6 protein-coding genes are annotated in these 5,211 nt (G+C 65.4%); all 6 read right to left on the bottom strand.

Annotated features, from left to right (window positions below; genetic code table 11):
* On the bottom strand, positions 1–128 hold a 128-nt coding region (locus EOA38_RS27280), incomplete at its 3' end, for an ATP-binding cassette domain-containing protein (protein ID WP_127300684.1).
* Entirely contained in the window at positions 125–1,699 is a 1,575-nt protein-coding gene (locus EOA38_RS27275; protein WP_126091717.1) for an iron ABC transporter permease, read from the bottom strand. The genes EOA38_RS27280 and EOA38_RS27275, both read right to left, overlap by 4 nt.
* 173 nt (positions 1,700–1,872) lie before the next feature.
* A complete protein-coding gene (locus EOA38_RS27270) occupies positions 1,873–2,880 on the bottom strand; it encodes an iron ABC transporter substrate-binding protein (protein WP_126091718.1) in 1,008 nt (335 codons plus the stop codon).
* Positions 2,881–3,275: 395 nt separating this feature from the next.
* The gene (locus EOA38_RS27265) at positions 3,276–3,869 is read right to left on the bottom strand and encodes a HupE/UreJ family protein (RefSeq protein ID WP_210211976.1); all 594 of its coding nucleotides are present in this window, start codon (positions 3,867–3,869) and stop codon (positions 3,276–3,278) included.
* Between the two features lie 50 nt (positions 3,870–3,919).
* Positions 3,920–4,456 carry a hypothetical protein gene (locus EOA38_RS27260; RefSeq protein ID WP_126091719.1) on the bottom strand — a complete coding sequence of 179 codons (537 nt, stop codon included), beginning with the start codon at positions 4,454–4,456 and terminating at the stop codon, positions 3,920–3,922.
* Positions 4,457–4,458: 2 nt separating this feature from the next.
* Positions 4,459–5,211: agmatinase family protein (locus EOA38_RS27255; protein WP_148669490.1), on the bottom strand; the 753-nt coding region annotated here is incomplete at its 5' end.

Here is a 5,211-nt window from a genome sequence, read left to right as displayed (position 1 = left end):
GTCTTGCCGCAACCGGACGGGCCGACAATCGCGGTGCGGCTGCCGCTTTCGACGGTGAGGTCGACGCCGGCCAGCGCCGCCACCTTGCCATAGTATTTCGCCACATCGTTGAGTTCGAGGAAGCTCATCGCCCAGCCATCCGCTTCGACTGGACATAGAGCATCAAGGTCATCGGCAGCGACATCGCGACCATGATCAGGGCGTAGGGTGCTGCGGAGGCGTAGTCGATCTCGCCGCTGTAGGACCAGAACGCCATCGCCAGCGTGCGGGTGCCGTTCGGCGCCAGCATCTGGGTGGCGGTCAGTTCATTGGTGATGCCGAGCGCCACCATCGCCATGCCCGCCGCGGCACCTGGCGCCGACAAGCGGATCGTCGTCGCCCACAGCGCCTTGAGCGGCGACCGGCCGAGGCTCGAGGCGGCGCGCTCGAGCTCCACCGGCGCCTGCGCGATCGAGGCGCGCAGGCTGACCAGCGCGCGCGGCAGGAACATCAGCGCATAGCCGAAGAGAATGGTGAACAGCGTCTGATAGAGCGGCAAGGCGATGCGCACGGTGATGGTTACCAGCGCCAGCGCGATGACGACGCCGGGCAGCGATCCGACGATGTAATTGCAGCTCTCGAGCAGCCGCTGCAAGGGGCCCGGCGCGCGGATCGATATCCAGGCCATCGGCATCGCGGCGATGGTGGCAAGCAGCGCGCCGGCGATGGCGAGGAACAGAGTCTGGCCGAGCGCCAGGCCGATCTCGTCCCAGCGCCAGACATCGACGCCGCCGGCGAGCAGCCAGCGGCCGACCGTGACGAATGGAACGCCGAGCGTGAGCAGCGCGGTGGCGGCGGGCAAAAACAGGCAAGGCAGCTTGGCGCGGCCGAGCCGGGCGCGCTGCTGCTGGCGCGCGGCGCCGGAGCCGACGCGCGCATAGCGCTCCTCGCCGCGCACGATCACTTCCACGCCAAGCATCACGAAGCAGCAGGCAACCAGCACGGCGGCGAGCATGTTGGCCGCCGGGCCGTTGAAGGTCGACTGGAACTGATCGACGATCGCGGTCGTGAAGGTGTCGAAGCGGATGAAGACATAGAGGCCGTATTCGGCAAGCAGATGCAGGCCGACCAGCAGCGAGCCGCCGCAAATGGCCAGCCTCAATTGCGGCACCACGACGCGGGCGAAAACGCGCCACGGGCCGAGGCCAAGGGCGGCGGCCGCATCCTCCAGCGCCGGGTCGAGCCGGCGCAGCGCCGCCGCGATCGGCAGGTAGAGGAACGGGAAATAGGCGATGACCGAGATGAGGACGCCGGCCCAGAGCCCATGCAGGCCGGGCACCAGGCTGATCCACGCATAGCTGTGGACGAAGGCCGGGATGGCGAGCGGCGCTACCGACAGCCAGGACCACAGGCGGTTGCCGGGCAAGTCGCTGCGCTCGGTCAGCCAGGCGAGCGCCACCGACAGCGCGATGGCGATCGGCACCGCCACGAGGACGAGCAGGATGGTGTTGACCAGAAGCTCGCCGACGCGCTGACGGAAGATCAGCGCCGCCACGGTCTCCCAGCCCGTCTGGATTGCCGTCCAGACGATGAAGGCAAGCGGCAGCAGCGCGATCAGCGAGATCAGGGCGGCCGCAAGCGTGATCCAAGACGCGGATCTTCGGCTCTGCGTTCCGGCAGCCGGCAAGCCTGACGGCGTAAGGTCGATCGCGGATGCCATCAGAGGATATGCATCGCCATGCGAGATGGATGAAGGCGATCCGATGAGCCGCTGATGCGGCAGGAAAGGCAGCTGATCGTCATCGACGAGGCCATCTCCAAAACAAAAACGCTCCCGCGGAAAGCGAATTCCCGCAGGAGCACGGTCGGTTGTCCTTTTAGGACGAACGCGAACTAAAGCAAGCCGGCTTGCGTCATCAGGTCGATGACCTTCTTGGAGTTCAGCGTCGCCGGATCGACTTTCGGCGCCTGCAGGTCAGGCAGCGGCACCAGCTTCGGGTTGGACCCGGCATCCTTGCCGACCGCATATTCGTAAGACGTGCCGGTCTTCAACACCTCCTGGCCCCCCTTGCCGGTCACCCACTTCAGGAACGCCTGGGCTTCCTTCGGATGCTTGCTCGAGGCCAGCACGCCGCCGCCGGAGATCGACACGAACGCGCCCGGATCCTGGTTCTTGAAATAGTGCTGCCCGATATTCTTGCTGTTCTCGCCGGTCTTGGCCTGATCGCCGAAGTAGTAATAGTGGTAGATCACGCCGCCATCGATCTCGCCGGCATTGACGGCCTTCATCACCGTGCTGTTGCCCTTGTAGGCGGTGGAGTTCTCCTTCATGGCTTTCAGCCAGTCGGCGGTCGCGGCCTCGCCCTTGAGCTGAAGCATTGCGCTGACGATGGCTTGGAAATCGGCGCCGGACGGCGAGGCGGCCCAACGGCCCTTCCAGCTCGGATCGGCAAGATCGAGCAGCGACTTGGGCAGTTGCTCTTCCTTGAGCTTGTCCTTGTTGTAGACAAAGACGGTGCTGCGCGCTGCAACGCCCACCCATTTGCCGGTCGACGGCTGGTATTCCTTCGGCACCTGGGCGAGGGTGTCGGCTTCGACCGGCGCGAACAGGCCGGCCGCCTCGACCAAGGCCATTGCCGGCGAGTTCTCGGTCAGGAACACGTCGGCCGGCGAAGCGGCGCCTTCGGCGACGATCTGGTTGGAAAAGTCGCTGTCGCCGCCGTTGCGCAGCGTGACCTTGATTCCGGTTTCCTTGGTGAAGCCCTTCGCCCATTCCTTGGCGAGGCTCTCATGCTGGGCATTGTAGACAATGATGCCTTTATCCTCCGCGTTTGCCGGGCCGGCGATCAGGCCGAGCGCCAGCGCGGCGGCGCCGGCGAGAATGGAAAGCGCAAGTTTCATGGGGCATCGTCCTCAAATCTGGAGACAGGGTTCAAGCACGGCTGCACTACCAATACCTGATAGTGATAGTCAACATTGTGAGGGTGGCTCATTCCGTCGCGGAGGCGTGAAAGCCGGCGCCACGCGGACAATTCCATGTGAATGGTGTGCGGCGGGATATCGCGGAGCGCCTGGCGGTGCCCGACGGCCATTCGTTCTTTCAAGCCGAGCAATGTCCGATCGCACGGGGCCCGTAATACCGGGTCCCGTGGGGCGGGGTTGCCGGGCGAACGCGGTCAGAGCCGTTCGGCTCGTACCTTCAGGATATGATACAGCAGCTCTCGAACGCGCCGCCAGATCGTCAATGGTCTGGGCATGGCTCCGCCTTCCGTTCGCGCGATCCTTGAGCCGCCGGTTCAGATGAGCTGCGCGGCCAGCGCCACTCCGACCAGCGAGGTGCCGATCCCCGCCGCGCGGATGGCGGCCGGCCGGCTCCGCAACGTCAGGGCGGCCAGCGCTCCGGTCGCGTGCAAAGCCAAGGTGCTGGCCAGGAAGCCGATCGCATAGGCCATGCCACCGACCGTCTCCGGAATCTCAAGACCATGGGCGTTGCCGTGGAAAAGGCCGAAGAGCGCCGTCAGCGTTGCTGCGAGGGCAAGCGGAAACGGCCTGGCGAGCGCAACCATGGCGCCGAAAATCACCAGCGACAGCGCGACCCCGGACTCCAGCGACGGCAAGACGGTACCGGCGATCCCCAGCATGGTCCCCGCGACCATCGCCGCGACGAAACACGCCGGCACGAGGATGGCGGCCCTGCCGCCGGTTCGCGCCGCAATGATGCCGACCAGTAGCATCGCAAGCAGATGGTCGATGCCGGCCAGCGGGTGTTGAAGGCCGCTCAAAAGGCCGTGGACATGAAAGCCCCCGCTGTGAGCGAAGGCCAGTGACGGTATGAGAACTGCCGCGGCCGCGGGAGCAAGCCTGGTGAGAATCGAAAGCATCCTGTTCATGGGTCTGAACCTTGTTTGAAAGGGAGAGGATCCGGGGTCAAAACCGGCGTTCACTGCCCGGGCATAGCGATTTCGGCCGCCGCGGACCTGTCGATCAGAAGCCGTGCCTCGCTGAAATCGAGAGGCCGCTGGCCATTGCCGTCATGATAGACGAATGCCAGGCGGCGTCGGTGTGACGTCAGCTTCGCGGGCAGCGGGTTGTAGGTCAGGCCGGCGCCACCGATCAGCGGCATCACGGCGCCGACATCGACGATATCCTGCGTCTCGACCCGCAGCAGGTGCAGGCGGCTGCCGTCGGCGGTTTCGCCGAGGAACGGAATGCCGGCGAGCCGCAGGAAACTGGATGGATCGGGTGCCCGCGCGAACCCGTCGAGAAAGGCTGTCTCAACGAGATCGAGATCGGTCGCGCGCTGATCGGCCGGCTCGGGCGCACGGTCGCGCGGCAAATGCGGCGTCTGCCACTGCAACGGTTTGCCGGCCGGCCCGTTGTGGCCGACGGCGTGCGGATGGTGATGGTGGCCGGTCGGGCCGTGATGGTGGTGGTGGTCGCCATGATCGTGGCTGTGATGATGATGGTCATCGTGCATGGTCAAAAGCTCGTCGGCTTGTCGATGATGGATTTGTGCTTGCCCAGCGTGCCATGGGCGACCATCGAGCCGAGCGCCTCGACGACGACCCGCACACCGAACAGCGCAGTGATGTCCGAGGTGTCGTATGGCGGCGAAACCTCGACCACTTCCAGCCCGCAAATGCCGGGCGCCGAGACCAGCCCGAGCAGCTTCAGCGCCTCGCGCGGCAGGAAGCCGCCAGGCTCGGGCCAGCCCGTGCCTGGCACGAAACCACAGTCGACGCTGTCGACGTCGAAGGAGATGTATACGGCGTCCGCGTCCTTCCACGCCAGTTCGAGCGCGATCTCCGCCGTCTTCTCCAGCCCCATCTGCTCGATGTCCGAAATCGTCAGTACGTTGGTGCCGCGCTTCCTAGCCTCGGCCACGCCATAGCGGGGCACTTGCCAGCCGCCGATGCCAAGCTGCACCAGATTGGCGGCCGAGACGTTCGGCAGGTTGGTCGCCCAATACCAGGGCGTGGTGTGCATGCGCTCGTCGAGATCCTTTTCCTGGATATCGATGTGGCGGTCGAAATGGATGATGCCGATGCGCTTCGAGGTGACGTCGGCGATGCCGCGCACGCAGGGGAACCCGATCGAATGATCGCCGCCCAGCATGATCGGCAGCGCGCCCGAGGAGGCGACGTGGCTGACGCCCTTGGTGATCTGGTCGAAGCTCTTTTCGAGATTGGCCGGAATGGTGAAGACGTCGCCGGCATCGCACAGCGTCATCTG

The sequence above is a fragment of the Mesorhizobium sp. M1E.F.Ca.ET.041.01.1.1 genome (assembly GCF_003997355.1).
Taxonomy (GTDB): Bacteria; Pseudomonadota; Alphaproteobacteria; order Rhizobiales; family Rhizobiaceae; genus Mesorhizobium.
The sequence above is the reverse complement of the archived record's forward strand: the minus strand, read 5'-3'. Positions and strand labels throughout refer to the sequence as shown.

Bases quoted from the DNA above. Each gene is read 5' to 3' on its own strand.
- EOA38_RS27275 (WP_126091717.1), bottom strand. From the start codon at position 1,699: ATGGCATCCGCGATCGACCTTACGCCGTCAGGCTTGCCGGCTGCCGGA.
- EOA38_RS27265 (WP_210211976.1), bottom strand. From the start codon at position 3,869: ATGAACAGGATGCTTTCGATTCTCACCAGGCTTGCTCCCGCGGCCGCG.
- EOA38_RS27270 (WP_126091718.1), bottom strand. From the start codon at position 2,880: ATGAAACTTGCGCTTTCCATTCTCGCCGGCGCCGCCGCGCTGGCGCTC.
- EOA38_RS27260 (WP_126091719.1), bottom strand. From the start codon at position 4,456: ATGCACGATGACCATCATCATCACAGCCACGATCATGGCGACCACCAC.